Consider the following 25,121-nt stretch of genomic DNA (forward strand, 5'->3'; position numbering starts at 1 on the left):
GACCGGCATCCATGGCGCAGCGCGTAGTGGTCACGCTCTCCGACGACCTCGACGGCGGTGAAGCGGCGGAAACGGTCACTTTCGGCCTCGACGGGAAGTCGTACGAGATCGACCTGTCCGCCGGCAACGCCGGGAAGCTCCGGGAGGCCCTCGCGCCGTACGTCGAGGCAGGGCGCCGCCGCAACCGGCTCGGCAAGGCCTACAAGCACACCTCGCTCGCCCCCGACCCGGCCGCCGTGCGCGCCTGGGCGCTCTCCCGGGGCTTCGACGTGCCGCCGCGCGGCCGTATCCCCAAGAAGCTCTACGAGGCGTACGCCGAGGCCAGCTGATCCGCCGCCGGGCCCCTGCCGGCCAGGCCGGGGCCCCGCCCGGGAATCACCCGGAAGAAGCGATTGGACAGCCACCCCCGTTGATCCGCTAGAGTCTGGAACACGCCGAGGGCGGGCCGAAAGGCCGAGACCCCCGGGCCACGCGGGTGTAGTTCAGTAGCAGAACATCCCTCTTCCAGGGGGAAGGCGCAGTGTGCGATTCCTGTCACCCGCTCTGATTGCTCGACCGGTCCTGAGGATCGGGTAGGGTAGTCGCCGTGCGGACGTGGCTCAGTTGGTAGAGCATCACCTTGCCAAGGTGAGGGTCGCGAGTTCGAATCTCGTCGTCCGCTCTTGAAGGAAGGCTCCGGTCGGATCACCGACCGGGGCCTTCTTCGTGCTCCCGGCACCGGCCGGTGTGACCGTGACCACAGGGCGCAACGCCCGAACTCCCCTGACCCCGGGCGGCGATCGCCCCCGCCTGCCGCCCCTCCCCCGCCCCGGGACCCGCCCGCACCGGGCGTCCGCGGGGGCCGCGGCGGCTCTGGGGCACGCTGTGGAACCGGAGTTGGCCGGCCGGCCGGGAACGGCGGCAGGGACCGCCCGGAGGTCCGTGACCTGGCCCTCGCCGCTGCCGCGCCCCCGTCGCGTGCGCCGCGGGACACGACGCGGGGAACCCGCCGCGCCGGGGTGTGTGCCCAAGGCCCCCAGCGTTGGCTATAGTGGATGACGCACCGCACGGGAACGCGCGGAGCAGGCGGACGTAGCTCAGTTGGTAGAGCGCAACCTTGCCAAGGTTGAGGTCGCGAGTTCGAGCCTCGTCGTCCGCTCAAGAGAAGGCCCCGGTCGTGACGACCGGGGCCTTCGGTGTTCCTGGGACGGCTGGGCCGTCCGCCATCGCCGCGGCCGCCGCGCTGCCCGCCGGACGGAGGACCGGCGGGCACGCGGGCCGTGGCGGACTACCAGCTGAGGCCGGTGAGCCGCTCGTACGCCTCGATGTACTTGGCGCGGGTCTGCTCCACCACCTGCTCCGGCAGGGCCGGCGGGGGCTGCTCGCTGCGGCGGTCCCAGCCGGACGCGGCGGAGGTCAGCCAGTCGCGGACGAACTGCTTGTCGTAGGAGGGCTGGGCGTGGCCCGGCTCCCACAGCTCGGCGGGCCAGAAGCGCGACGAGTCCGGGGTCAGCACCTCGTCGGCGATGGTCAGCACCTCGCCGTCGAAGCCGAACTCGAACTTGGTGTCCGCCAGGAGGATGCCGCGCTCGCGGGCGATGTCCCGGGCCCGGCCGTAGACCGCGAGGGTGCTCTGGCGCAGCTGCGCCGCGGTGTCGGCACCGACCCGGCGGGCGACCTCCTCGTAGCTGACGTTCTCGTCGTGCTCGCCGACCTCGGCCTTGGTGGCCGGGGTGAAGATCGGCGCGGGCAGCTCGGAGCCGTCCACCAGGCCCTCGGGGAGGGTCACCCCGCACACCGTGCGGTCGGTGTCGTACTCGAGCAGGCCGGAGCCGGCCAGGTAGCCGCGCGCCACGCACTCGACGGGGATCATGTCCAGCGGCTTGCAGACCGTCGTGCGCCCCTCCCAGTCGGCGGGGGCGCCCTCGGGGAGCTCGGTGGACAGCACGTGGTGCGGCACCAGGTCGGCGATCTGGTCGAACCACCACAGCGACAACCGGGTCAGGACGCGGCCCTTGTCCGGGATCTCGGTGGGCAGCACCCAGTCGTACGCGGACATCCGGTCGCTGGCCACCATCACCAGCTCCCCTGCCTCGTTCTGGTACAGCTCGCGCACCTTGCCGGTGTGCAGGTGCACCAGGCCCGGCACTTGCGCGGGCTCGGGCTTGTGGACGAATCCGGACATGGGTCCTCCCCGATCGGCGGTTCGGTTCCCGATTCTCCCGTACGTACGCCCGGCGGGCGCGACGCGGGGGTCAGCCGTGCTTGCAGATGCGGTCCAGGAGATTGGCGGTGGCGCGCTGGACACGGGGGTCGACGTGGCCCGGACGGTCCAGCGCCGGGGACCAGGCGAAGGTGCCGGAGGCGAAGACCAGGGCCCCGCCGGGCGCCCGGTACAGCGAGGTCTCCTGGTGCGCTCTACGGCCCGCGGAGTCCTCGTACGGGGAGTGTGCGAGCAGGATCCGCTCCATGTAGTCGGGCAGCGGCGTGCGCGGGAAGTAACGGTCCGCCTCGCCCGCGACCAGGCCGGGGATCTCGTCGCCCTCCTCGGCGCCGGTGGCCTCCCACAGCCAGTGGCCGGCGTTCCGCACCACCAGCGGGGACGGTTCGGGCACCCGGCCGGAGTACTGCACGCCGATCAGCAGCTGTTCGGGCTCGCCCATGTCACGCCACAGGGCGCTGCGGCCCGGCGGGTGGCCGCGGCGCTTGCGGCAGCTGAGCAGCCGGTCGGGGTCGCCGGACGGGGAGGGGCCCAGCTCGGTCTGCCAGTACATGGTGTTGGCGGACAGGAAGACCAGCGAGGTGCCGCCGTCCCGGGCCGCCTCGACGGCGCGCCGCATGGGGACCGTCCAGTACTCGTCGTGACCGGGGAAGACCATGCCCCGGTAGCGCGAAGGATCGATCCGCCCCGCGTGCAGGTCGCGGGCGTCGGCGTAGGCGAGGTCGTAGCCGTAGCGCTCGGCCCAGCGGATGAAGTCGTAGGCGTGGCCGACGTGCAGCGGGAGCCCGGCGCCCGCGTACGGGCGGTCGAAGGAGACGGTGACCGCGGCCTCCTCCTCGCCCAGCAGGCGGCCCTTCTCGTCCCAGGCGTGGTAGAGGCTGGCACCCGTGCGGCCGTCCTCGGGGTAGAGGTTGTACGCCTGCCAGGTGACGTCGGGCAGCAGCAGGAGCAGATCGGCCGGCCGGTCGTCGCGCACGGTGAACGGGATGTGGCTGCGGTACCCGTCCTGCGTGGTGAGGACGGCGACGTAGGCGCCGGACTTCCAGTAGGAGGGCACCTGCAGCCGCCAGGACTGCCACCAGTGGTGACAGGAGACGGTGCGCCCGGCGGCGAGCGGCGTGGGCTGCACGATCCCCGACAGCCGGGGGCTGGAGGTGAACTGGGCGGCGCCGTCGCCGCCGTAGTGCCCGATCCGGTAGACGTCGATGCCGTAGCTCTGCGGCGGGTCGACGGTGATGCGGAAGTCGATGGCGTCGCCGGGGGCCACGGAGGCGCCCGGCGCGAAGCCCTTGACCTGGCACCGCACGTCGTCCGCGGCGCGCGGGCCGGGCACGCGCGGCGTGCGCCCCACGGCGTCACCCGGCAGCCCCCCGGGCTCCCCGCGGCTGGCCGCCAGGTCGACGTACCACGGCACGACCTGGCCGGTGTCGTCCAGATACTGCACCGCGCCACGCAGCCACGGCACCGGGCCCTGCCCGAAGGGGTCGGTGACCCCGTGCGCCAGTGCCCCGGACTGCCAGCGGCGGACCTGCTCCTTCACCACGATGGTCCCCTCCTCGTCGTCCCCCGAGGTGGTGTGCGTGTGCGCACATCCAGCACATCACAGAATGCGCTGCCTTGGTTACTGTTCGTGGTGCATTATCGCCAGGATTTCACGCCGGGGCGGACAAACCCCGCCATTTTTCCGTCAGATGAGCCGTATCGGCTTCTCGGGGCGTACGCCCACGGCACTGAGCCAGGAACGCAGCGGGGCGGCGTCGCCGTTCTCCACGAGCCGGAGCACGGGCCAGGCCAGATCCCCCCGGCGCACCCCGCCGACCAGCAGGGCCGGCCCGTCCAGCCAGTCCAGGCCCGGGGTGGCACCGGCGGTGTCCACCGCGGCACAGCAGATCATCGCGGTCACATGGTCGGTGAGCAGCTCGCGGCCGGTCCGCGGCGGGAGCAGCTGGTAGACGGGCGTGAGGACGCCGTCGGACGGGGCCTGGCCGGCGGACTCCTCCCGCGCGGCCGCCTCGCGCACGGCCTCCTCACGGGCGACGTGCCGGGTGATGCGGGCCGCCAGCTCCTCGCTGCCGCCCGCGGAGAGCCGCTCCAGCACCCGGGCCAGGGTCGCGCGCCCCGGCTCGGCGCAGTCGTCCACCGCGCTCCGCGAACCGCCGGAGGGCACGGATATGCGCCGGCTCCCGGGGACCCCCGCGGGCTCGTGCACCTCGTCCAGGACGGTCACCAGGCGGGAGGCGTCGCTGCGCCAGATGCGGTCCACGACCTCCTGCGGGTAGGTGTCCCAGCCGACCGGGGACCATTCGGGGCCGGGTCGCTGCGGACCGCCGTGGAACAGCCGGGCGGCGAGCAGCGAGGCCGCCTCGTCCATCGTGCCGGGCTCCTCCAGCAGGTCGCACGCCGGGCGCTCGCCCAGCCGGGACTCGAAGCCCTCGGCCAGCCGGTCCCGCCGGGACAGCTCGGTCAGGGCCGCCACCACTCCCGCGTCGAGCCGGGACGGCCAGCGGCCCATGCGCCAGGCCGGCAGCGCCACCCGGGTCAGCAGCCGGTCCCAGCCCGCGTAGGCCAGGCCCACCTGCTCCTGGGCGACGATGCGCAGCCCGTAGTCGACCGCCTGGGCCCGCTCGGAGGCGGAGGCGGCCACCGCGCGCTCCATCTCCGCCGCGTGCGCCCGGCAGCCGCGCAGCAGCAGCTTGGCGACCCAGCCCAGGAACCCGTACGCGGGACGGCGCAGCAATCCGACGACCGAGCGCTCCTGCGGGGCGGTGGCCACGCCGACGGCAGCGTCCAGGCCGCGCACGAAGCGGCGGGCGGCCGCGATGTCCGGATCGGCGGCCGGGCCCGTGCCCGCCACGACCGGGGCGAGCAGGGCGCGCAGCTCGGCGACCCGCATCCACCACATGAACGGCGAGCCGATCACCAGCGTGGGCGCCTCGGACACTGTGCGGCGCCGCTGCCGATGGGTGCGGTCCTCCAGCCAGCTGTCGCAGTCCGGAGTCAGTTCTATCGCCGAGGGGGCGGGCACCTGCAGGCGGACGGCCAGGTCACGCACCATGCGGTACAGGTCGGGGGCCGACGCCTCGGAGACGGCCACGGTCGGGCTCTCGGCCGGCCTGGCCCGTACGATCACCGCCGCGACACCGGCCGCGAGCAGCAGCACGAGCAGCGCGCCCGCGACCACCGCCCAGCGCAGCACCTCGGACGCGTCGCCGACGATGCGGCCCGTCGCGCCGCCGACCAGCAGCACGACCGCCAGCGCGGCGGGCAACAGCGCGACCGTGAGCGCGGCGCTGCGGATGCGCAGGACGGCGAGCGCGCGTGACCGCGCGTGTCCCTCACCTGCTTCCCCGGCCAACGGTGTGCTCACCCCCAAGCTGCTGACGCGACTGCATGCCCCCACTGTCGCACCGCCCACCGACACCGCAATGCCGGTAGGGCCGATAGTGCAGTGCGCGCGGGGTTCCACAGTGCGCTTGCCGGGCACAGTAGTTGGGCTCGGGGCTCACGTCAGCAGGATGGCGAAGGCATCACCCCTTGGAGTGGCCTTGCCCGCTGATTCAGGCTTGGGCAGCCTTCTCTGCGATATCCGAACGGTGGTGCGAGCCCTTCAGCCCGATCCGTCCCACCGCCCGGTAGGCGCGCTCCCTGGCCTTGGCCAGATCACCACCGGTGGCGGTGACGGACAGTACGCGGCCGCCCGCGCTCACCACACGGCCCTCGGTGTCCGCCTTGGTGCCCGCGTGCAGCACGTACGCGTGCTCGTCCTGCTCCGCGACCTCGTCCAGGCCCGTGATCGGGTCGCCGGTGCGCGGGGTGCCGGGGTAGTTCTCGGAGGCGATGACCACGGTCACCGCGGCGCCGTCGCTCCAGCGCAGCGGCGGGAAGGCGGCCAGCCGGCCGGTCGCCGCGGCGCGCAGCAGCCCCGCCAGCGGGGTCCTCAGCCGGGCCAGCACGACCTGGGTCTCCGGGTCGCCGAAGCGTGCGTTGAACTCGATCACCCGCACACCGCGCGAGGTGATCGCCAGCCCCGCGTACAGCAGCCCGGCGAACGGGGTGCCCCGGCGGCGCAGCTCGTCGACGGTCGGCTGGAGCACCGTGCGCTCCACCTCCTCGACCAGCCGGGGATCGGCCCACGGCAGCGGGCTGTACGCGCCCATGCCACCGGTGTTGGGGCCCTCGTCGGCGTCGTGGGCGCGCTTGAAGTCCTGCGCGGGCTGCAGCGGGACCACCGTCTCGCCGTCGGTGACGGCGAACAGGGAGACCTCGGGGCCGTCCAGGTACTCCTCGATGACCACGCGCTCGCAGGAGTTGGCGTGCGCCCGGGCGGCCTCCAGGTCGTCGGTCACCACGACGCCCTTGCCCGCGGCCAGGCCGTCGTCCTTCACGACGTACGGGGCGCCGAAGGCGTCCAGCGCGTGGTCCACCTCGGCGGGGGTGGTGCACACGTAGGAGCGTGCGGTGGGCACGCCGGCCGCGGCCATCACGTCCTTGGCGAACGCCTTCGAGCCCTCCAGGGCCGCGGCCTGCCCGGACGGGCCGAAGCAGTCGATGCCGCGGGCGCGCACGGCGTCGGCCACGCCCGCCACGAGGGGGGCCTCCGGGCCCACCACGACGAGGTCGGCGCCGAGCCGCTCCGCGAGGTCGGCCACCGCCGCGCCGTCGAGGGCGTCGACCGCGTGCAGCTCCGCCACCTCGGCGATGCCGGCGTTCCCGGGCGCGCAGTGCAGCGACTCCACGTCGAGGTCGAGGGAGAGGGCACGGCACAGGGCGTGTTCGCGGGCACCGCCGCCGATCACAAGCACGTTCACGTGCCCAGGGTATCGGCTGGCGGCACCCTCCCCGTGGGCCGGTCGCCACGACCCCCGGCTCACTCTTTCGGGTGGCCCGGAACCGGGCCCCATACCTGATCAAGGAACCCGTAAGGGCGGAAATGACCCGATGACCCTCGCACGGTCAGCCGTTCGGCGGTAAGAAGGTGCCTCGTCATCGGAAGTCGCGAGGGAGCGTGCAGGTGAGCCAGCCGGACATGTATCCCGAGGAGGTCCCCCGGGAGAAGCCGAAGCGGCGCGCGCTGCACCGGCAGGAGGACCTGCGGACGCCGCCCTTCCCGCTCGGCGACTGGGGGGAACCGGCCGAGCGGCTGGAGGAGCTCTACCGCTGGGTGGAGGCGGACGCCCTGCGGACCGTCGAGTGGTACCTCGCCGACCGTCTGCGCAAGCGCCGCTGGGCCCGGTCGCTGCGGGTCGGCGCGGCCCTGTGCGCGACGACCGGCGCCGTCCTCGCCGTCACGGGGGCGGGGGGGCACATCCGCTGGGCGTACGCCGCCTTGGTGCTGGCCGTCGTGTGCGTGGGCCTGGACCGCTACCTCGGCCTGACGGCCGGCTGGATGCGGGACATGGCCACCGCCCAGGCCGTGCAGCGCCGGCTGGAGGCGCTGCGCTTCGACTGGGCGTCGGAGTCGGTCCGCGAGGTCCTGGGCCCGACGGAGGGCACCGCGGCCGAGGCCGCCGAGCGGTGCCTGACCGTGCTGCGCCGCTTCAGCGAGGACGTCTCGGAGCTCGTGCGCTGCGAGACGGCCGACTGGATGGTGGACTTCCGGGCCGGCGCCGCCCCGCTGCGGACCCAGTCCCTGACCTGGGCGGGGAGCACCCGCGGCGCCGAGGGCGCCGCGACCGGCGCCGGCGGCAGGTTCCCGCTGCTGCCCGGCGGCCGGCCGAGCATGCCGCGCCAGCGCCCCCCGGAGGGCCCCCGCGCGAGCTGACCGCCGCCGGGGGGCGCCCGCCGCCCGGTGCTAACTGAAGACGATCATCGAGCCCTGCCCCAGCGCACGCGTCGCCGCCGCGTGCAGCCCCAGCCACACGTGGCGCTCCCGCGCGAAGGGGCTGCCGTCGTGGTGCGCAGGCGGGGCCGCCGGCTCCTCCAGCTCGGTGGGACCGGCCGGCGGCGCGGGGGCGGGCGGCGGGTTGTGCGGGTCGATGCCGATCACCGGGGCGACGAACTCGAGCTCGCGCAGCAGCCCGTGGGCGGAACCCAGGGGCCCGCCGGCGTCGAGGAGTTCGTCGTTGACCAGCGGATGGGGGAAGTCGAGGGGGACGTAGCCGCCCGCGTGGTCGTAGTGCCAGACGAGGTGCGACTGCTGGGCGGTGGTCTCGAACATCTCCAGCAACTGCTCGTAGTCACCCCCGAGTTCGTCGACCGGGGTGACCGCGAGGCCCTGGATGTGGAGCAGGTACGCGCGGCGCAGGAAGTGCAGCGCGTCGTAGTCGAAGCCCGCGACCGGGGCCACGTCGCCGGACAGGCCCGGCATGTAGGAGTAGACGGGCACCGGCGGGAGACCGGCGTCGCTCAACGCCTTGTCATAGCGGGCGATCTCCTCGGCGAACGGGTTGTCGGGGCTGTGGCAGAGCACGTCCACCAGGGGAACCAGCCACAAGTCGCAGGCCACAGGCGCTCCAAGTCCTTCCGTGCGTGGTCGGACCAGCGTAGTGGGCGGCGGCCGTTCCTACCGGCCCGCGGCCAGTCGCCGCATCAGCGCGAGGGAGTGGCCGTCGAACTCCTCGACGACGCGCTGGGCCGTCTCCGTGTCCCGCTTCTCGATCGCGGTGACCAGGGCGACGTGGTCGGACCAGCACAGGCCCGCCAGGTCCGGCCTGCCGCGCAGGAAGGGCACCGCGTACACCCAGGTCTGGGTGCGGATCCGGTCGAGGAACTCCCCGACGTGCGCGTTCCCGGCCAGCGCCGTCAGCTCGCGCCAGAAGCGGATGTCGTAGCCGATGAGGACGTCCAGCTCGCCGGCCCGGGAGGCACGCGCCGCGGCCTCGGCCCGGCGCCGTACGGAGGCCAGCTCCATGGGGTCGACCTCGCGCATGCCGCGCGCGGCGATGCGGCGGAAGATCCCCTCGACGACGAGGGTGCGCGCCTCGACCATGGAGCGGAACTCGGCGTCCGTGAAGCGCCGCACCTGGAAGCCGCGGTGGTGCTCGACGTCGAGCAGCCCCTGCGCCGCCAGGTCCACCAGGGCCTCGCGGACCGGGGTGGCGGACACGCCGTACAGATCCGCGATCTCCTTGACCGTGAAGTGCCGCCCGGCCGTCATGCGCCCGGTGAGCACCTCGTCGCGGAGCGCGTCGGCTATCTGCTGCCGCAGACTGCTCCGTCGGACGGGTCCGCCCGCTGGGCCTTCCGGCATGCCGGTGCCTCCCTACAGGTGTGGCGGTGACTTACGGCTCCGCCACACCTTATGCGAGGCCGGGCCGCGGGTGGTCCACACCTGTGGTGCGGACCACCCGCCGTCCGCGGACGCCCCCGGGCGCGCTCAGCGCGTGTGCTCGTCGGCGACGGACAGCGCCGCGTCGAGGAGTGCCAGGCCCTCCTTGGCCTCGGCCTCGGTGATGTTGCAGGCGGGCACCACATGGGTGCGGTTCATGTTGACGAACGGCCACAGGCCGCTCTTCTTGCAGGCCGCCGCGAAGGCCGCCATGGGGGCGTTGGCCTCGCCCGCCGCGTTGTAGGGGACGAGCGGCTCGCGGGTCTCCCGGTCGCGCACCAGCTCCAGCGCCCAGAAGGCGCCCAGGCCCCGCACCTCGCCCACCGACGGGTGGCGCTCGGCGAGCTCCCGCAGGCCCGGGCCGAGCACGTTCTCGCCGAGCGCGGCGGCGTGCGCGACGACGCCCTCGTCCTCCATCACCTGGATCGTGGCGACGGCGGCGGCGCAGGCCAGCGGGTGGCCGGAGTAGGTGAGGCCGCCCGGGTAGGGGCGGGTGGCGAAGGTCGCGGCGATCTCCTCGCTGATCGCGACACCGCCGAGCGGCACGTAGCCGGAGTTGACGCCCTTGGCGAAGGTGAGCAGGTCAGGGGTGACGTCGAACCGGTCGGCGGCGAACCAGCTGCCGGTGCGGCCGAAGCCGGCCATGACCTCGTCGAGGACGAAGACGATCCCGTACCGGTCGCAGATCTCGCGCACCCCGGCGAGGTAGCCGGGCGGCGGCACCATGATGCCCGCCGTGCCGGGCACCGTCTCCAGGACGATCGCCGCGACGGTCTGCGGGCCCTCGAAGACGATGGTGTCCTCCAGGTGCTGCAGCGCACGGTCGCGCTCCTGCTCCTCGGTCTCCGAGTGGAACGGCGAACGGTAGAGGAACGGCGCCCAGAAGTGGACGACGCCGGCCGAGCCGTTGTCGGAGGGCCAGCGGCGCGGGTCGCCGGTCAGGTTGATCGCGGCCGAGGTGGCGCCGTGGTACGAACGGTAAGCGGACAGCACCTTGGGGCGGCCGGTGTGCAGCCGGGCGAGCCGTACCGCGTTCTCGACGGCCTCGGCGCCGCCGTTGGTGAAGAAGATCTTGTTCAGGTCACCGGGCGTGCGCTCGGCGATCAGCCGGGCGGCCTCGGAGCGCGGCTCCAGGGCGAAGGCGGGCGCGAAGGTGACGAGCTTCGCTGCCTGCTCCTGGATGGCGGCGACGACCGTGGGGTGCTGGTAACCGATGTTGGTGAACACCAGGCCGCTGGTGAAGTCCAGGTAGCGGTTGCCGTCGTAGTCCCAGAAGTACGCGCCCTCGGCCCCGGCGACCGGCAGCGGGTCGATCAGGCCTTGCGCGGACCAGGAGTGGAAGACGTGGGCGCGGTCGGCGGCCTTGACGGCGGCGCCGGTCCCGGGGTCGGCGAAGGGAGGGGTCATGCGCCCAGGCTAAGGAACGGCCCGGGCGCACGACATTGGCACCCTGTATGACGGTGGGCGCGCGCGCCGACAGGTTGTAGGGCCCGCGCGCCGCCGTCACTCAGAGGAACGAGTTGACCTCGATGGTCTCGGTGCGGCCGGGGCCGACGCCGATGGCCGAGATCGGGGCGCCGGACATCTCCTCCAGCGCCTTGACGTACGCCTGGGCGTTCTTCGGCAGGTCGGAGAAGGTCTTCGCCTTGCTGATGTCCTCGCTCCAGCCGGGCAGGGTCTCGTAGACCGGCTTGGCGTGGTGGAAGTCCGTCTGGCTGTACGGCAGTTCCTCGACGCGCCTGCCGTCGATCTCGTAGGCGACGCAGACCGGGATCTGCTCCCAGCCAGTGAGGACGTCGAGCTTGGTGAGGAAGAAGTCCGTGAGGCCGTTGACCCGGGTCGCGTAGCGGGCGATCACCGCGTCGAACCAGCCGCAGCGGCGGTCCCGGCCCGTGGTGACGCCGCGCTCGCCGCCGATCCGGCGCAGCGCCTCGCCGTCGGCGTCGAACAGCTCGGTCGGGAACGGGCCGGCACCCACGCGGGTGGTGTAGGCCTTGAGGATGCCGATCACCCGGTTGATCTTGGTGGGGCCGATGCCGGAACCGGTGCAGGCGCCGCCGGCCGTCGGGTTGGACGAGGTCACGAAGGGGTACGTGCCGTGGTCGACGTCCAGCAGGGTGCCCTGACCGCCCTCGAGGAGGACGACCTTGCCCTCGTCGAGCGCGGTGTTGAGGAGCAGCGTCGTGTCCGCGACGTAGTCCCTGATCTGCTCCGCGTAGCCCAGGTACTCCTCGACGACCTGGTCGATGCTGATGGCACGGCGGTTGAAGATCTTGATCAGGACCTGGTTCTTGTCGTGGAGCGCCGCCTCGACCTTCTGACGGAGGATCGACTCGTCGAAGAGGTCCTGGACCCGGATGCCCACGCGGTTGATCTTGTCGGCGTAGGCGGGGCCGATGCCGCGGCCGGTGGTGCCGATCTTGCGCTTGCCGAGGAAGCGTTCCGTCACCTTGTCGAGCGTCTGGTGGTACGGCGTGATCAGGTGCGCGTTACCGCTGATGAGGAGCTTGGACGTATCGACGCCGCGCTCGTTCAGCCCGCTCAGCTCGGAGAGCAGGACCGCCGGGTCGACGACGACTCCGTTGCCGATGACCGGGGTGCACCCAGGTGACAGGATCCCGGAGGGCAGGAGGTGGAGCGCGTACTTCTGGTCGCCGACGACGACCGTGTGGCCGGCGTTGTTGCCGCCCTGGTAGCGCACCACGTAGTCCACGGAGCCACCGAGCAGGTCGGTGGCCTTTCCCTTGCCCTCATCACCCCACTGAGCACCGAGCAGCACAAGTGCGGGCACAGGCGTACACCCCTTCCGGGCGGGGCATGTCCAACGTGGCTCCCCATGGCGGGGAGAGCCGTCGGACCGGTGCCCCGGAAATAGACGAAGCCCCTGGCGCAAGGCAGCGCAAGGGGCTCTTGCACCGAGATGTTACCTGAGGAAGGACCAAGGTGTCGGCTCAGCGACCGTCCGGGCAGCCCCTGCTCGTGGTCATCGACCCCGCTGCCCGCGTCATGGACGGCGAATCCGTACGCATCGCGAAGGACGTGCTGTGCGGAGGAGCCCCCTCCGTGAAGATCGCCCTTCCGGAGTCCGAGGAGGAGGCCGTCCGGGTGCTGGAGCATCGGGGCCGGCGGCGCCCGGTGGTCGTGGGTGACGACGCGGCGCTGCTGCGCACGGTACGGGCGCTGCACTCGGCCCGGGGACTGGGCGAGGCGGTCGTCGGTCTGGTGCCGGTCGGGCGGCGGACCGGCCTGGCGCGGGCGCTCGGCGTACCGGGCGGGGCGGTGAGCGCGGCGCGCGCGGTGCTGGACGGGGCGGAGCGCGAGCTCGACCTGCTGCTCGACGACAGCGGCGGCATCGTGCTGGGCGCGCTGCGCATCGGCTCGGCGACGCCCGCCTGGTGGACGCCGGTGGAGCGCCGGGCCCGCTCGCTGGCCCGCACGCTGAGCCTGAACGGCCACACCGCGCACCTGGGGCTGGGGATGCGCGGCGGGCAGCGGCTGCGGATCGAGGCGGACGGGGTGGTCCTGGCCGACCTGGACGACTGCGTCGAGGAGGTGTCGGTCTCCACGGCGGTGCCCGGCCTCGCCGAAGTGCTGGTCCGCAGGGAGGGCGGGGCGCCCGCGGGGCCGGTGCACGCCCGGAGCGTCACCGTCTCCGGACGGGACTTCCGCTACACGGCCGACACCGCGCCGGCCGGCCCCGTCCGGCGCCGTACCTGGACGGTGATGCCCGCGGCGTGGCGGCTGACGGTCCCGCGGTCCGCCTACTAGAGGGTCACAGGACGCCCTGTTCGCGCAGCTCCGCCTTGCGGTCGCGCCAGCGGTCCATCATGTCCACGAGTTCCTTCTGCAGGAAGTCGAAGAAGGCAGCGGTCTCCGCGAGCCGCTGTCCGGCCGCAGTGTCCGAACCGAGCGCGTCCATGCCGGACCGCAGGGTGTTCTCCCAGCGGGCGAGGACCTGGTCGCGGCGGGTGAAGGTCTCGTACCACTGGTCGCTGTGCACCCGGTAGCGCTCCCGCCGTGAGCCCGGCTCCCGCTCGCGGGTGAGCATGCCGACCTGCGCCAGGTAGCGGACCGCGCCGGACACGGCGGCCGGGCTGGCCTGCAGCCGTCCGGACAGCTCGGCGGCGCTCAGCACGCCGGTCTCCGAGGCGAGGAGCGCGGCGAACACCCGCGCAGCCATGCGCTGCATGCCCGCCTCGACCAGCTCCGCCGCGAAGCGTTCGACGAACGTCATCGGCTCCGAGGACTCTTCGGCCACCGCCATCACCTCCTGTCCCGAAGTTTATACACTTCCTTAACTTCACAAATTTGTGAATCTACTGTACGTTCAGAATCATGACGAAGGCAATCAGTGTGGCCGGACTGCACAAGTCCTTCGGCCGCACGCACGCACTGGACGGCCTCGACCTGACCGTCGAGGTGGGGGAGGTGCACGGCTTCCTGGGGCCCAACGGCGCCGGCAAGTCCACCACCATCCGCATCCTGCTCGGCCTGCTGCGCGCGGACCGGGGGGCCGCCCAGCTGCTCGGCGGCGACCCGTGGCGGGACGCCGTCAGCCTGCACCGGCGCCTGGCGTACGTCCCGGGTGACGTCACCCTCTGGCGCAACCTCAGCGGGGGCGAGGTCATCGACCTGCTGGGGCGGCTGCGCGGCGGGCTGGACGAGGCCCGCAGGCGGCAGCTGCTGGAGCGCTTCGAGCTGGACCCGACGAAGAAGGGCCGCGCGTACTCCAAGGGCAACCGGCAGAAGGTGGCGCTCGTGGCCGCGTTCGCCTCCGACGTGGACCTGCTGATACTCGACGAGCCCACCTCCGGCCTCGACCCGCTGATGGAGGAGGTCTTCCGTGAGTGCGTTCGTGAGGAACGCGACCGCGGCCGGACGGTGCTGCTGTCCAGTCACATCCTCAGCGAGGTCGAGGCCCTGTGCGACCGGGTCAGCATCATCCGGGGAGGGCGCACGGTGGAGACCGGGAGCCTGACCGAACTGCGGCACCTCACCCGCACCTCGGTCACCGCGGAGCTGGCCGGCCGGCCGAACGGCCTCGGCCAACTGCCGGGCGTGCACGACCTCGACGTGCGCGGCAGCCACGTCCGGCTCCAGGTCGACACCGACAAGCTCGACGCCGTGCTGAGGCAGTTGAGCGAGACGGGCGTGCGCAGCCTGACCAGCACGCCGCCCACGCTGGAGGAGCTGTTCCTGCGGCACTACGAAGACAGCCCGGCCGGCCCGGCCGGCACCACCGGCGCCGTCGCGGCCGACGCGGAGGCCCGACGATGAACGCGCTCACCGGGACGGGCACGCTCACCCGGCTCGCGCTGCGCAGGGACCGCGTCATGATCCCGGCGTGGGTCGTGCCGATCGCCCTGCTGGTCGCGTCCACCGCCTCGGCCTTCGGCGGCCTCTACGACACCCCGGCGGAGCGCGCCGGGGTCGCGGCGAGCACGGCGGGCAACGGCTCGCTGCGCGCCCTGTACGGGCCGGTGTTCGACACGAGCATCGGCGGCCTGACGGCCTGGCGCATGATGGCCTTCGGTGCGGCGCTGGCCGGACTGATGGCGATGCTCCTGGTCGTACGGCACACCCGGGAGGAAGAGGAGGCCGGCCGGCTGGAGCTGGTCGGCGCGGGTGCCGTCGGACGACGGGCGCCGCTGGCCGCCGCCCTGGTCACCGGCATCGGGGCCTCGCTGCTCCTCGGACTGCTCGTCACCGCGGCCCTGCTCGGGCAGGGCGCGCGGGGCGCGGTGGCCTTCGGGATCGCCTTCGCCGGCGCGGGCTGCTCCTTCGCCGCGGTCGCGGCCGTCACGGCGCAGCTGACGGAGAGCGCGCGTGCGGCGCGGGGCATCGCGGGCGCGGTCCTGGGCCTCGCCTTCCTGACCCGTGCCGTCGGCGACGCCGGCAGCGGCACCCTGACCTGGCTCTCGCCGCTGGGCTGGGCCGAGAACATACGCCCCTACGCGGACGAACGCTGGTGGGTGGCCGCCCTGTTCGCGGCCTGGGCCGCCGGTCTCGTCGCCGTCGCGTACGCCCTGGTGGCCCGGCGTGACATCGACGCCTCCCTGCTGCCGTCCCGCCCCGGCCCGGCCACCGCCGGTCCCCGGCTGCGTTCCGCACAGACGCTGGCCTGGCGGCTGCAGCGCGGCTCCCTGTGGGGGTGGACGGCGGGCTTCGCCGTGGGCGGCGGCGCGCTCGGCGGCCTCGCCAACGGGGCGGCCGACCTCGTCCGGGGCAACGAGCAGCTCGCCGACGTCATGCGCGACATGGGCGGCGCCTCCGGGCTGGTCGACTCCTACCTCGCCTCCATGACCGGGGTGATGGGGATGATCGCCGCGATCTACGCCGTCCAAGCCGTGCTCCGGCTCCAGGGCGAGGAGAGCTCCGGCCGCGCCGAACCCGTCCTCGCCACGCCCGTGGGGCGGGTGCGCTGGGCCGCGGGCCACGCGCTGCTCGCCTTCGCCGGATCCGTGCTCCTCATGGCCGTCTCCGGCCTCACCATGGGAATCGGTTACGGGGCGACGGCCGGCGACACAGGCGGGCAGATGTGGCGGCTGGCGGGGGCGGGCCTGGTGCAGCTGCCCGCGGTCTGGTGCGTGGCCGCGGTGGCGCTGCTGCTGTACGGCGCGGCACCGAAGGCGGCGCGGGCGAGCTGGGGGGTGGCGTCACTGACGCTCGCCATCGGGCTCTACGGACCGGCGCTCAAGCTCTCGCCATGGGTGATGGACCTGTCCGTCTTCACGCACCTGCCGAAGGTGCCGTCGGCGGACGTCACCGTGACCCCGCTGGCGGTGCTCACCGTGCTGGCCCTCGCGCTCGCCGCCCTCGGGCTCGCGGCGCTGCGCCGCCGCGACATCACCGCGTGAGCCGCGGGACCCGGCCACCGGGCCGGGTCCCGCAGCGATCCGGAGGACAGGACCTAACAGGTGACGCGCAGTTCGCGCAGACCGCGGATGACGTAGCCCTCGTTCCAGGCGGGCTCCGCCGCGAGCTCCAGCCGCGGGGCGCGGCGCAGCAGCGCCGTGAAGGACGCGGCGAGTTCGATGCGGGCCAGCGGCGCGCCGAGGCAGTAGTGGATGCCGGCGCCGAAGGTGATGTGCGGGTTGTCGGCGCGGGAGAGGTCCAGCCGGTCGGGGTCGGGGAAGCGCTCCGGGTCACGGTTGGCGGAGCCGAAGAGCAGCGCCACCTCGCTGCCGCGCGGGATCACCGTGCCGCCCACCTCGATGTCGTCCAGCACCCAGCGCTCGAACATCTGCAGCGGGGTGTCGAAGCGCAGCAGCTCCTCGATGGCCGTCGGCAGCAGCTCCTCCGGTGCCGCGCGCAGCTCCGCCAGCTGCTCGGGGTGCCGGAAGAGCGTCCACCAGCCGTTGCCGGTGGTGTTGACGGTCGCCTCGTGGCCCGCGTTCAGCAGCAGCACGCAGGTGGAGACCATCTCCTGCTCGGTGAGCCGGTCGCCCTCGTCGTGCGCGGCGATCAGCGCGCTGATCAGGTCCTCGCCGGGCGCCTTGCGGCGTTCGGCGATCAGCTCGCGCAGGTAGGCGGAGAACTCCTCGCTCGCGCGGACCGCCCGGCGCGCGGCCTCCTCGGAGGGGTTGAGCTCGAACATCCCGACGATGTCGGCCGACCAGGGCCGCAGCAGGTGCCGGTCCGCGGCCGGTATCCCCAGCATCTCGGCGATGACGGCCACCGGCAGCGGTTCCGCGACCGTGGCGATGAGGTCGCCGCCGCCCTCCGCGACCAGCCGCTCCACCAGCTCCCCGGCGAGCCGCTGCACGGTCGGCGTGAGCCGCTCGACCGTGCGCGGGGTGAACGCCTTGGAGACCAGCCGCCGGATGCGGGTGTGGTCGGGGGCCTCCAGGTCGAGCAGGCCGTTGCCGTTGAGCGTGGTGAAGGGCTCGTGCTCCGGCGGCGGCGCGGTGCGGCCGAACTCCTCGTGGGTGAAGCGGTGCAGGTACGTCCGCCCGAGCCGCCGGTCCCGCAGCAGCGCGCTGACGTCCGCGAAGTGCGGGATGAGCCACTGCCGGCTCGGCTCGAACCAGTGCGCGCGCCCCTCCGCGCGCAGCCGGGCGTACGCGGGGTAGGGGTCGGCGACGAACTGCGGCGACCAGGGGTCGAAGGCGGTGGCAGTGCTGCTCATGTGCGGAGACTACCCTCCGCCGTTCAGCCGCCCGGGGTGACCAGCCGCGCCTCGTACGCGAAGACCGCCGCCTGGGTCCGGTCGCGCAGCCCCAGCTTCACCAGGACCCGGCTCACGTGCGTCTTGACCGTCGACTCGGCGACCACCAGATGGTCGGCGATCTCCGCGTTCGACAGTCCCTGGGCGACCAGCACGAGCACCTCGGTCTCACGCTCGGTGAGCTCCCCGACCCGGTCCTGGGCGGGCGGCCGGGGGGTGCCCAGCCGGTTGAACTCGGTGATGAGCCGCTTGGTGATCGCCGGGGCGAGCAGCGCGTCGCCGGCCGCCACGATCCGCACGCCGTCCGCGAGCTGACGGGCCGAGGCGTCCTTGAGCAGGAAGCCGGAGGCGCCCGCGCGCAGCGCCTGGTAGACGTACTCGTCCAGGTCGAAGGTGGTCAGCACGAGCACCTTCGCGTCGGCGTCCGCGGCGACGATCTCGCGGGTGGCCTCCAGGCCGTTGAGCTCGGGCATGCGGATGTCCATCAGCACGACGTCCGGCCGCAGCGCCGCCACCTGCTCGACCGCCTGCCGTCCGTCGACGGCCTCGCCGACGACCTCGATGTCGGGCTGGGCGCCCAGCAGCACCGAGAAGCCCTCGCGGACCATCATCTGGTCGTCCGCGATCAGCACCCGGATGGTGTTCCCGGTCATGCACGCTCCCCGGGGACCGGGATGAACACGCAGACCTCGTAGCCGCCGTCCTCGGTGGGCCCGTCGGTCATCTCGCCGCTCAGCATCGCCACCCGCTCCCGCATGCCGGCTATGCCGTGTCCCGCTCCGGGTGACGGTTTCACCAGGCCGCGCGGCGGGCCGTTGACGACGCGCAGCCCGAGCCCGCCGAGGACGTAGCTGACCTCGACCCGGGCGGCGGCGCCCGGCGCGTGCCGCAGGCTGTTGCTCAGCGCCTCCTGGATGATCCGGTACGCCGACAGCTCGACTCCCTGCGGCAGCTCGCGCACCGCGCCGGTCACCGTCCGCTCCACCTCCAGCCCCGCCTCGCGCACGTTGGCCACGAGCCGGTCCAGGTCGGCGAGGGTCGGCTGCGGCGCGTCGGGGGCCTGGTAGTCCTCGGCCCGTACGACCCCGAGGACGCGGCGCAGCTCGGTCAGGGCGATGACGGCGTTCTCACGGATGATCGAGAAGCTCTTGGTCAGCTCCTCGGGCGGGTCCTCCACCCGGTACGGCGCGGCCTCCGCCTGGATCGCGATCACGGACATGTGGTGGGCGACGACGTCGTGCAGCTCACGGGCGATGGTCGTGCGCTCCTCCAGGAGCGTGCGCCGGGTCCGCTCGACCTCGGTCACGGCGACCTGGGCGGCGACCTCCTGCCGGGACTGGCGCAGCCCGCGCACCGCCGACACGACGGACACCACGACGGCGGAGAGGAAGATCATGATGAACGGGTCCGAGCCGTACCCGCTCGACAGCCCCTGGAAGGCCAGCGCCACAGCGGCGGTCAGCAGCCACATCTCGGCGGCCACCCGCGCCCGGGTGCGCGCCGCCACCACGCCCAGCACCGTCAGGTGCGAGACGAAGCCGGCGTCCGTCCATGGATACGTGGAGGCCCAGCCGGAGCCGAACACCCCGGTGAGCACCGCGGCACCGACGGACAGCCACCACGCGCCGATCGGCCGGAACATCGTGGTGAGCAGGGGCACACCGACCAGCAGGGCCAGCACGAAGCCGCCCGGCCCGCCCACGCTCTCCGTCGAGACGAACATCAGGAAGACCGTGAAGCAGGTCAGCGCCGCGTGCGGCATCCAGCGCCCGTACCCCCGGAGCCTGCGCGGCACCACGGCGAGCAGCGGGTGCCCTTCGCGCAGCGGTGGCATCGGCCGGAAGGCGAAGCCGTCGGTGATCAGGTCGTGCCGCAGCCCGCTGAGGGCGCCGCGGGCCATGCGGAGCTCGGTCCGCAGCGAGGTCTGGCTTGTCTCGGTCACGCTCTCACGGTAGGCAATCCGCGTGTCGCCGTCGTCACCTGCGAAGACGATGTGGCGGCGTCATCCTCAAGTAGGACCTCCCGCAGGAGGACGCCTCACCAGGCGAGCTGGGCGATCTCCTCGGCGACCACGGCCGCCGCGTCCGCCGCCGGGTCGATCACCGGGAAGTGGCCCACGCCCGCAAGCAAGGTCAGCTGGACCTCCTCCCCCGCCTTCGCCGATGCCGCCGCGAAGGCCTCCGCGACCTGCGGCGGTACGACCTCGTCGCGGTCGCCGTGCACGACGGTCACGGGGATGCCGGTGGGCAGCAGCGCCGCCGGGTCGGTCTCGGCCCGGCGCTCGGCGAGCAGTTCGGGCCCGCCCAGCAGTTCGGCGACCGCCCCGGAGCACACGTCGCGCTCCACGGCGGCCTCGAAGTCGGCGATGGGCGCGAGCGCCACCACCCCGCGCAGCGTGGGCGCGCCGGGGCGGTGCCAGCGCGACCCGGCCGGCAGCACGTGCCGGGCGGCCGCCCACAGCGCGAGGTGGCCACCGGCCGAGTGACCGGTGAGCACGATCCGCCGGACGTCGACGGTGTCCTCGCCCAGGGCGGCCACGGCCAGCGCCGCGACGGCGTCGGTGGCGGCCGCCACGTCGTCGAAGGTGTCCGGCCAGCGGCCCGCGACCGTACCGCCGTTGCCCCGGCGGTACTCCACCGAGGCCACCGCGAAGCCGTGCCGGGCGAGCAGGTCCGCGAGCGGTGAGACGTGCGTCCTGTCGTACGGCGCCCGCCAGGCGCCGCCGTGCAGCAGCACGACCAGCGGCCCCGGCCGTGTGCCGTCCGCCCCGGGCCGCGGACGGTAGAAGTCCACGACCTGGTCCGGGTGGTCGCCGTAGGCGGCCGTGGCGTCCGGGGGGACGGGGGCGTGCGAGAACGCGGACGCCTCCTCGGCCGCGGCCCGCTCCGCGGGGTCCCGCGGAGCGGACCGGGGCCCCACCGCGTCGGCGCGGCCGTCGGCGCCTGCCGGAATGGTGTCGCTCGACGAGGTGGGATCGGACATGCGTTACCGCGTCCCTTCCAGGACCTGGGCCAGCACCCGCGCCGCCCGCTCGGCGTCCGCGAAGCGCGTGTACAGCGGGGTGAATCCGAAGCGGAGGATATCCGGCTCGCGGAAGTCGCCGACGACGCCCCTGGCGATCAGCTCCCCCATCACCGCGCCCGCGCCGGAGCAACGCAGCGCGACCTGGCTGCCCCGCTCGGCGTGCGCGGCCGGGGTGACCGACCGTACGGCGCCGTCCGGCACGTACGCCGCGACGCACTCCAGGAAGAAGTCGGTGAGGGCGAGGCTCTTGGCCCGCACGGCGTCCAGGGACACGCCGTCCCAGACGTCGAGGGCCGTGTCCAGCGCCAGCAGCGACAGGATCTCCGGGGTGCCGACCCGGCCCCGGACGCTGCCGTCGGCGGGCCGGTAGGCGGCCTCCATCGCGAACGGGTCGCGGTGGGAGTTCCAGCCGGGGAGCGGGGAGTCGAAGCGCGGCTGCAGGTCACGGCGGACGTACAGGTACGCGGGCGCGCCGGGGCCGCCGTTGAGGTACTTGTACGTGCAGCCGACGGCCAGGTCCACGCCGTGCTCGTCCAGGCCGACCGGCAGGGCCCCGGCCGTGTGGCAGAGGTCCCAGACCACCAGGGCGCCGGCCGCGTGCACGGCGGCGGTGGTGGCCGGCAGGTCGTGCAGCCGGCCGGTGCGGTAGTCCACGTGGTTGACCAGCGCGACGGCGGTGCGCGGGCCCGCCGCGGCGGCGACCTCCGCGGCGTCGACCGCGCGGATCGCGCACCCGGTCATACGGGCGGCGGACTCCGCAATGTACCCGTCCGTCGGGAAGGTGGCGACGTCGACCAGCACCTCGTCACGGGCCGGATCGCTCTGCCGGGCCATCCGGACGGCGCCGACGACGGACTTGAAGACGTTGACGCTGGTGGAGTCGCCGGCCACGACCTGGCCCGGGGCGGCGCCTACGAGCGCGCCGATGCGGTCTCCGATCCGCTCCGGCGCCGTCCACCAGCCGCTCTCGGTCCAGGAGCGGATGCGCATCTGCCCCCACTCGCGCGCGACCACGTCCGCCATCCGGTCCTGCACCCCGGCGGGCAGCGCGCCCAGCGAGTTGCCGTCCAGGTAGACCACGTCGTCCAGCACGAAGCGGTCGCGGAGCTTGGCCAGCTCGTCGGCGGTGTCGAGGCGGGCGGCCCGCGCCGCCGGGGACTCGGTGGGCTTCATCGCGTCAGACATGGCTGCGGGCCGTCCAGAGCTCGGGGAACACGTTCTTGGTCGCGCGCTTCTCCAGCCAGGAGACCCCGGCGGAGCCTCCGGTGCCGGTCTTGGCGCCCATCGCGCGGCGGGTCGCCACCAGGTGGTCGTTGCGCCAGCGCCACACCAGCTCGGCCACCTCGGTCAGCGCCTCGCCCAGCCGGACGAGTTCGTCCTCCTGGTCACCGGAGTAGACGGCCTGCCAGGCCCGCTCGACCGCCGGGTCGGCCTCGTAGCGCTGCGAGAGGTCGTCGCGCTGCGGGACGTCGTGGCCGCGGCGGGCCAGCAGCCGCAGCACCTCGTCGTAGAGGCTGGGTTCGTGCAGCGCCTTCTGCAGCTCGTCGTGCACCCGCGGCGCGCCGCGGTGCGGGACCAGCATCGACGCGGACTTCTCGCCGAGCAGGAACTCCATGCGCCGGTACATCGCCGACTGGAAGCCCGAGCCCTCGCCGAGGGCGGCGCGGTAGGCGTTGAACTGCGCCGGGGTGAGGTGGGCGATCGGCTCCCACGAGGCGTTGAGCGACTGCAGTTCGTAGGTGCTGCGCTTGAGCGCGGCCAGCGCGGTGGGCAGGTCGTCGGCCGCGAGCGCACGGGAGGCGGTCTCCCACTCGTGCACGATGACGGTGAACCACAGCTCCATGACCTGGGTGGTGACCAGGAAGACCATCTCGCCGGGGTCGTCGGAGCGGGGGTGCTGCAGATGGGTGAGGACGTCGGCCTGGACGTAGTCCTCGTACGGGGTGGTCCCTTCGAAGTCCAGGTTCGGGGCCTCGGGGGCCGCCTGGGAAACGTCGGGGCGGTGGGACATCGGTGTCTCCGTGGATACGAGCTACCGGGTAGCGGTCTGTCCCGCGCGCCGTCGCGGCGGGACCCCGGTCCCCTCGGGCCCGCGCTCTACCGGCGCCGGGCCCAACGGGCATCATGCGTGGTCAGAGCACGCTACGGCAAGACCTGCCCGGCGCGCGCGCCGGACAGGTCGGGGGTGGATGCCGTGGTCGGCGGCGGGGCGGTGGCTCAGCCGAGGGTGTCGGCGGCGGTCTGGGAGGAGTCCCGCAGGAAGGTGCTGCAGCGCTCGTACTCCTCCTGCTCGCCGATCGCCTGGGCGGCGCGCGCCAGGGCGTGCAGGGCCCGCAGGAAGCCGCGGTTGGGCTCGTGCTCCCAGGGCACCGGACCGTGGCCCTTCCAGCCGTTGCGGCGCAGCGCGTCCAGGCCGCGGTGGTAACCCGTGCGGGCGTAGGCGTACGACTCGACGACCCGGCCGCCCTCGAAGGCGTCGTCCGCGAGCTGCGCCCAGGCCAGGGAGGACACCGGGTACTTGGCGGCGACCTCGGAGGGGGCCGCTCCCGAGGCGAGCAGCTCGCGCGGCTCGGGGTCGTCGGGCAGGTTCGTCGGGGGCGGTCCCCCGAGCAGGTTCTCGTGAATGGCCATGGGTTCCAGTATGGCCGGGGCCCGGCCCTCCGCGTGGAAGGGCCGGGCCCGGTGCGTACCGCCGTGCGGGGCGGTTACTTGAGCTTGGTGCCGGCGGAGCGCAGGTCCTGGCAGGCCTCGAGGACGCGGGCGGCCATGCCGGCCTCGGCCAGCTTGCCCCAGCTGCGCGGGTCGTAGGTCTTCTTGTCGCCGACCTCGCCGTCGATCTTCAGCACGCCGTCGTAGTTGCGGAGCACGTGGTCCGCGACCGGGCGGGTGAAGGCGTACTGCGTGTCGGTGTCGATGTTCATCTTGACCACGCCGTTCTCCAGCGCGGTGGCGATCTCCTCCTTGGTGGAGCCGGAGCCGCCGTGGAATACGAAGTTGAACGGGTCCTGCTTGCCGAACTTGGCGGCCACGCCCTCCGCGAGCTCCTTCAGCAGCTCGGGACGGAGCACGACGTTGCCCGGCTTGTAGACGCCGTGGACGTTGCCGAAGGACGCGGCGAGCAGGTACCGGCCCTTCTCGCCCAGGCCCAGCGCCTCGGCGGTGCGGATGGCGTCCTCGACCGTGGTGTACAGCTTGTCGTTGATCTCGTGGGTGACGCCGTCCTCCTCGCCGCCGGTGGGAGTGATCTCCACCTCGAGGATGATCTTCGCCTTGGCCGCCTCGGCCAGCAGCTCCTGGGCGATGGCGAGGTTGTGGTCGAGGGTCTCGGCGGAGCCGTCCCACATGTGCGACTGGAACAGCGGGTTGCGGCCGGCCGCCACGCGCTCCTGGGAGATCGCCAGCAGCGGGCGCACGTAGCCGTCCAGCTTGTCCTTCGGGCAGTGGTCGGTGTGCAGCGCGATGTTGACGGGGTACTTCTCGGCGACGACGTGCGCGAACTCGGCCAACGCCACCGAACCGGTGACCATGTCCTTCTTGTACTGGCCACCGAGGAACTCGGCGCCGCCCGTCGAGATCTGGACGATGCCGTCGCTCTCCGCCTCCGCGAAGCCGCGCAGCGCGGCGTGCAGGGTCTGGGTCGAGGTCACGTTGATGGCCGGGTAGGCGAACTTGCCGGCCTTCGCCCGGTCGAGCATCTCGTTGTAGATCTCGGGGGTTGCGATGGGCATCTGTCCGCTCCTTGTGATGTGCGGGTTGTTCGGTGAGTGACCCTGACCTGGGATCGACGTCATCGTCGCCCCCATCTTGGCAGACTTGCGCGAGAGCTCCACACACTGCGCAGCACGGACATACCTCAGGGGTGAAGGGTTTCACGTGAAACCCTTCACCCCTGAGGGAAAGCGCAGGTCAGACGGCCAATCAGCCCAGGCCGAGATCGTCCAGACCGAAGGCGCGGACGTACGGGAGACCGGCCTGCGCGATGGCCCCGGCGGCGCCCCGCTCGACGATCACGGCGACGGCCACGACCTCGGCGCCGGCCTCGCGCGCGGCCTCCACCGCGGTCAGCGGCGAGCCACCGGTGGTCGAGGTGTCCTCGACCACCAGCACCCGGCGGCCCTTGATGTCCGGCCCCTCGATGCGGCGCTGCATGCCGTGTGCCTTCTGCGCCTTGCGCACCACGAAGGCGTCCAGCCGGCGGCCGCGGGCCGCGGCGGCGTGCAGCATCGAGGTGGCGACCGGGTCGGCGCCGAGGGTGAGCCCGCCGACGGCGTCGAAGTCCAGGTCGGCGGTGGCGTCGAGCATCACCTGACCCACCAGCGGAGCGGCTTCGGCGTCCAGCGTGATCCGGCGCAGGTCGATGTAGTAGTCGGCCTCGAGACCCGAGGAGAGGGTCACCTTGCCGTGCACCACGGCCTTGTCCTTGATCTGCTGCAGCAGGGCATCACGCGCGTCGCTCATGGCCA

The 25,121-nt window shown here is 73.2% G+C and carries 23 protein-coding genes and 3 tRNA genes; 8 read left to right on the forward strand and 18 right to left on the reverse strand.

Going from position 1 to position 25,121, the window contains the following annotated elements:
• Window positions 1-11: 11 nt before the first annotated feature.
• The 4 genes from AC1VWI_RS21425 to AC1VWI_RS21440 all read left to right on the forward strand — a co-directional run bounded on the left by AC1VWI_RS21425 (window position 12) and on the right by AC1VWI_RS21440 (window position 1,138).
• The gene (locus AC1VWI_RS21425) at window positions 12-329 is read left to right on the forward strand and encodes a histone-like nucleoid-structuring protein Lsr2 (RefSeq protein ID WP_499512627.1); all 318 of its coding nucleotides are present in this window, start codon (window positions 12-14) and stop codon (window positions 327-329) included.
• A gap of 142 nt (window positions 330-471) precedes the next feature.
• A tRNA-Gly gene (locus tag AC1VWI_RS21430) sits at window positions 472-543 on the forward strand.
• Window positions 544-588: 45 nt separating this feature from the next.
• Window positions 589-661, forward strand: a tRNA-Gly gene (locus AC1VWI_RS21435).
• 404 nt (window positions 662-1,065) lie between these two features.
• Window positions 1,066-1,138, forward strand: a tRNA-Gly gene (locus AC1VWI_RS21440).
• 129 nt (window positions 1,139-1,267) lie between these two features.
• Here the strand turns inward: AC1VWI_RS21440 and AC1VWI_RS21445 are convergent.
• The 4 genes from AC1VWI_RS21445 to purD all read right to left on the reverse strand — a co-directional run bounded on the left by AC1VWI_RS21445 (window position 1,268) and on the right by purD (window position 7,008).
• The gene (locus AC1VWI_RS21445; RefSeq protein WP_499512628.1) at window positions 1,268-2,164 is read right to left on the reverse strand and encodes a phosphoribosylaminoimidazolesuccinocarboxamide synthase; all 897 of its coding nucleotides are present in this window, start codon (window positions 2,162-2,164) and stop codon (window positions 1,268-1,270) included.
• 70 nt (window positions 2,165-2,234) lie between these two features.
• Window positions 2,235-3,743, reverse strand: coding sequence for a N,N-dimethylformamidase beta subunit family domain-containing protein (locus AC1VWI_RS21450; protein ID WP_499512629.1), 1,509 nt, complete (start codon window positions 3,741-3,743; stop codon window positions 2,235-2,237).
• Window positions 3,744-3,887: 144 nt separating this feature from the next.
• On the reverse strand, window positions 3,888-5,567 hold the full coding sequence (locus AC1VWI_RS21455) for a hypothetical protein (protein ID WP_499512630.1): 1,680 nt from the start codon (window positions 5,565-5,567) through the stop codon (window positions 3,888-3,890).
• A gap of 190 nt (window positions 5,568-5,757) precedes the next feature.
• Window positions 5,758-7,008 carry a phosphoribosylamine--glycine ligase gene (gene purD / locus AC1VWI_RS21460; RefSeq protein WP_499512631.1) on the reverse strand — a complete coding sequence of 417 codons (1,251 nt, stop codon included), beginning with the start codon at window positions 7,006-7,008 and terminating at the stop codon, window positions 5,758-5,760.
• A gap of 203 nt (window positions 7,009-7,211) precedes the next feature.
• Between purD and AC1VWI_RS21465 the strand changes: the two genes are divergently transcribed.
• Entirely contained in the window at window positions 7,212-7,961 is a 750-nt protein-coding gene (locus AC1VWI_RS21465; protein ID WP_499512632.1) for an SLATT domain-containing protein, read from the forward strand.
• Window positions 7,962-7,991: 30 nt separating this feature from the next.
• Here AC1VWI_RS21465 and AC1VWI_RS21470 read toward each other — a convergent pair whose 3' ends face one another.
• The 4 genes from AC1VWI_RS21470 to AC1VWI_RS21485 all read right to left on the reverse strand — a co-directional run bounded on the left by AC1VWI_RS21470 (window position 7,992) and on the right by AC1VWI_RS21485 (window position 12,258).
• The gene (locus tag AC1VWI_RS21470) at window positions 7,992-8,645 is read right to left on the reverse strand and encodes a putative DNA-mimic protein (RefSeq protein WP_499512633.1); all 654 of its coding nucleotides are present in this window, start codon (window positions 8,643-8,645) and stop codon (window positions 7,992-7,994) included.
• A 57-nt stretch (window positions 8,646-8,702) separates the two neighbouring features.
• Window positions 8,703-9,389, reverse strand: coding sequence for a GntR family transcriptional regulator (locus tag AC1VWI_RS21475; RefSeq protein WP_499512634.1), 687 nt, complete (start codon window positions 9,387-9,389; stop codon window positions 8,703-8,705).
• Window positions 9,390-9,515: 126 nt separating this feature from the next.
• Entirely contained in the window at window positions 9,516-10,874 is a 1,359-nt protein-coding gene (locus AC1VWI_RS21480) for an aspartate aminotransferase family protein (RefSeq protein ID WP_499512635.1), read from the reverse strand.
• A gap of 100 nt (window positions 10,875-10,974) precedes the next feature.
• Window positions 10,975-12,258 carry an adenylosuccinate synthase gene (locus tag AC1VWI_RS21485; protein WP_499512636.1) on the reverse strand — a complete coding sequence of 428 codons (1,284 nt, stop codon included), beginning with the start codon at window positions 12,256-12,258 and terminating at the stop codon, window positions 10,975-10,977.
• 188 nt (window positions 12,259-12,446) lie between these two features.
• Here AC1VWI_RS21485 and AC1VWI_RS21490 point away from each other — a divergent pair, with 188 nt between their 5' ends.
• A complete protein-coding gene (locus AC1VWI_RS21490) occupies window positions 12,447-13,235 on the forward strand; it encodes a diacylglycerol kinase catalytic domain-containing protein (RefSeq protein ID WP_499516881.1) in 789 nt (262 codons plus the stop codon).
• A 4-nt stretch (window positions 13,236-13,239) separates the two neighbouring features.
• On the opposite strand, the gene AC1VWI_RS21495 is transcribed toward AC1VWI_RS21490, so the two are convergent.
• On the reverse strand, window positions 13,240-13,731 hold the full coding sequence (locus tag AC1VWI_RS21495; RefSeq protein WP_499512637.1) for a GbsR/MarR family transcriptional regulator: 492 nt from the start codon (window positions 13,729-13,731) through the stop codon (window positions 13,240-13,242).
• 71 nt (window positions 13,732-13,802) lie between these two features.
• On the opposite strand from AC1VWI_RS21495, the gene AC1VWI_RS21500 reads away from it, so the two are divergent.
• A complete protein-coding gene (locus tag AC1VWI_RS21500) occupies window positions 13,803-14,744 on the forward strand; it encodes an ABC transporter ATP-binding protein (protein ID WP_499512638.1) in 942 nt (313 codons plus the stop codon).
• The gene (locus AC1VWI_RS21505) at window positions 14,741-16,324 is read left to right on the forward strand and encodes an ABC transporter permease (protein ID WP_499512639.1); all 1,584 of its coding nucleotides are present in this window, start codon (window positions 14,741-14,743) and stop codon (window positions 16,322-16,324) included. The genes AC1VWI_RS21500 and AC1VWI_RS21505 overlap by 4 nt, the downstream gene beginning before the upstream one ends.
• Before the next feature lie 53 nt (window positions 16,325-16,377).
• On the opposite strand, the gene AC1VWI_RS21510 is transcribed toward AC1VWI_RS21505, so the two are convergent.
• The 9 genes from AC1VWI_RS21510 to pyrE all read right to left on the reverse strand — a co-directional run bounded on the left by AC1VWI_RS21510 (window position 16,378) and on the right by pyrE (window position 25,116).
• A complete protein-coding gene (locus AC1VWI_RS21510; RefSeq protein ID WP_499512640.1) occupies window positions 16,378-17,595 on the reverse strand; it encodes a cytochrome P450 in 1,218 nt (405 codons plus the stop codon).
• Window positions 17,596-17,618: 23 nt separating this feature from the next.
• The gene (locus AC1VWI_RS21515) at window positions 17,619-18,287 is read right to left on the reverse strand and encodes a response regulator (RefSeq protein ID WP_499512641.1); all 669 of its coding nucleotides are present in this window, start codon (window positions 18,285-18,287) and stop codon (window positions 17,619-17,621) included.
• The gene (locus AC1VWI_RS21520) at window positions 18,284-19,576 is read right to left on the reverse strand and encodes a sensor histidine kinase (protein WP_499512642.1); all 1,293 of its coding nucleotides are present in this window, start codon (window positions 19,574-19,576) and stop codon (window positions 18,284-18,286) included. The genes AC1VWI_RS21515 and AC1VWI_RS21520 overlap by 4 nt, the downstream gene beginning before the upstream one ends.
• Window positions 19,577-19,671: 95 nt before the next feature.
• Window positions 19,672-20,616 (reverse strand): alpha/beta hydrolase family protein, encoded by a 945-nt coding sequence (locus tag AC1VWI_RS21525; protein WP_499512643.1) that lies wholly within the window; start codon window positions 20,614-20,616, stop codon window positions 19,672-19,674.
• A 3-nt stretch (window positions 20,617-20,619) separates the two neighbouring features.
• On the reverse strand, window positions 20,620-21,843 hold the full coding sequence (gene kynU, locus AC1VWI_RS21530) for a kynureninase (RefSeq protein ID WP_499512644.1): 1,224 nt from the start codon (window positions 21,841-21,843) through the stop codon (window positions 20,620-20,622).
• Window positions 21,836-22,669 (reverse strand): tryptophan 2,3-dioxygenase family protein, encoded by an 834-nt coding sequence (locus tag AC1VWI_RS21535; RefSeq protein WP_499512645.1) that lies wholly within the window; start codon window positions 22,667-22,669, stop codon window positions 21,836-21,838. The genes kynU and AC1VWI_RS21535 overlap by 8 nt, the downstream gene beginning before the upstream one ends.
• 206 nt (window positions 22,670-22,875) lie before the next feature.
• Window positions 22,876-23,289 carry a DUF3151 domain-containing protein gene (locus AC1VWI_RS21540; RefSeq protein ID WP_499512646.1) on the reverse strand — a complete coding sequence of 138 codons (414 nt, stop codon included), beginning with the start codon at window positions 23,287-23,289 and terminating at the stop codon, window positions 22,876-22,878.
• 74 nt (window positions 23,290-23,363) lie between these two features.
• Complete coding sequence (gene fbaA, locus AC1VWI_RS21545; protein ID WP_499512647.1) at window positions 23,364-24,386, reverse strand: class II fructose-bisphosphate aldolase; 1,023 nt, start codon at window positions 24,384-24,386, stop codon at window positions 23,364-23,366.
• A 190-nt stretch (window positions 24,387-24,576) separates the two neighbouring features.
• Window positions 24,577-25,116 carry an orotate phosphoribosyltransferase gene (pyrE, locus tag AC1VWI_RS21550; protein ID WP_499512648.1) on the reverse strand — a complete coding sequence of 180 codons (540 nt, stop codon included), beginning with the start codon at window positions 25,114-25,116 and terminating at the stop codon, window positions 24,577-24,579.
• Window positions 25,117-25,121: the final 5 nt, after the last annotated feature.

This window comes from Streptomyces sp. TOM-9 (genome assembly GCF_056858595.1).

Bases quoted from the DNA above. Each gene is read 5' to 3' on its own strand.
- kynU (WP_499512644.1), bottom strand. From the start codon at position 21,843: ATGTCTGACGCGATGAAGCCCACCGAGTCCCCGGCGGCGCGGGCCGCC.
- AC1VWI_RS21505 (WP_499512639.1), top strand. From the start codon at position 14,741: ATGAACGCGCTCACCGGGACGGGCACGCTCACCCGGCTCGCGCTGCGC.
- AC1VWI_RS21500 (WP_499512638.1), top strand. From the start codon at position 13,803: ATGACGAAGGCAATCAGTGTGGCCGGACTGCACAAGTCCTTCGGCCGC.
- AC1VWI_RS21540 (WP_499512646.1), bottom strand. From the start codon at position 23,289: ATGGCCATTCACGAGAACCTGCTCGGGGGACCGCCCCCGACGAACCTG.
- pyrE (WP_499512648.1), bottom strand. From the start codon at position 25,116: ATGAGCGACGCGCGTGATGCCCTGCTGCAGCAGATCAAGGACAAGGCC.
- fbaA (WP_499512647.1), bottom strand. From the start codon at position 24,386: ATGCCCATCGCAACCCCCGAGATCTACAACGAGATGCTCGACCGGGCG.
- AC1VWI_RS21495 (WP_499512637.1), bottom strand. From the start codon at position 13,731: ATGGCGGTGGCCGAAGAGTCCTCGGAGCCGATGACGTTCGTCGAACGC.
- AC1VWI_RS21475 (WP_499512634.1), bottom strand. From the start codon at position 9,389: ATGCCGGAAGGCCCAGCGGGCGGACCCGTCCGACGGAGCAGTCTGCGG.
- AC1VWI_RS21480 (WP_499512635.1), bottom strand. From the start codon at position 10,874: ATGACCCCTCCCTTCGCCGACCCCGGGACCGGCGCCGCCGTCAAGGCC.
- AC1VWI_RS21535 (WP_499512645.1), bottom strand. From the start codon at position 22,669: ATGTCCCACCGCCCCGACGTTTCCCAGGCGGCCCCCGAGGCCCCGAAC.
- AC1VWI_RS21515 (WP_499512641.1), bottom strand. From the start codon at position 18,287: ATGACCGGGAACACCATCCGGGTGCTGATCGCGGACGACCAGATGATG.
- AC1VWI_RS21425 (WP_499512627.1), top strand. From the start codon at position 12: ATGGCGCAGCGCGTAGTGGTCACGCTCTCCGACGACCTCGACGGCGGT.
- AC1VWI_RS21525 (WP_499512643.1), bottom strand. From the start codon at position 20,616: ATGTCCGATCCCACCTCGTCGAGCGACACCATTCCGGCAGGCGCCGAC.
- AC1VWI_RS21445 (WP_499512628.1), bottom strand. From the start codon at position 2,164: ATGTCCGGATTCGTCCACAAGCCCGAGCCCGCGCAAGTGCCGGGCCTG.
- AC1VWI_RS21510 (WP_499512640.1), bottom strand. From the start codon at position 17,595: ATGAGCAGCACTGCCACCGCCTTCGACCCCTGGTCGCCGCAGTTCGTC.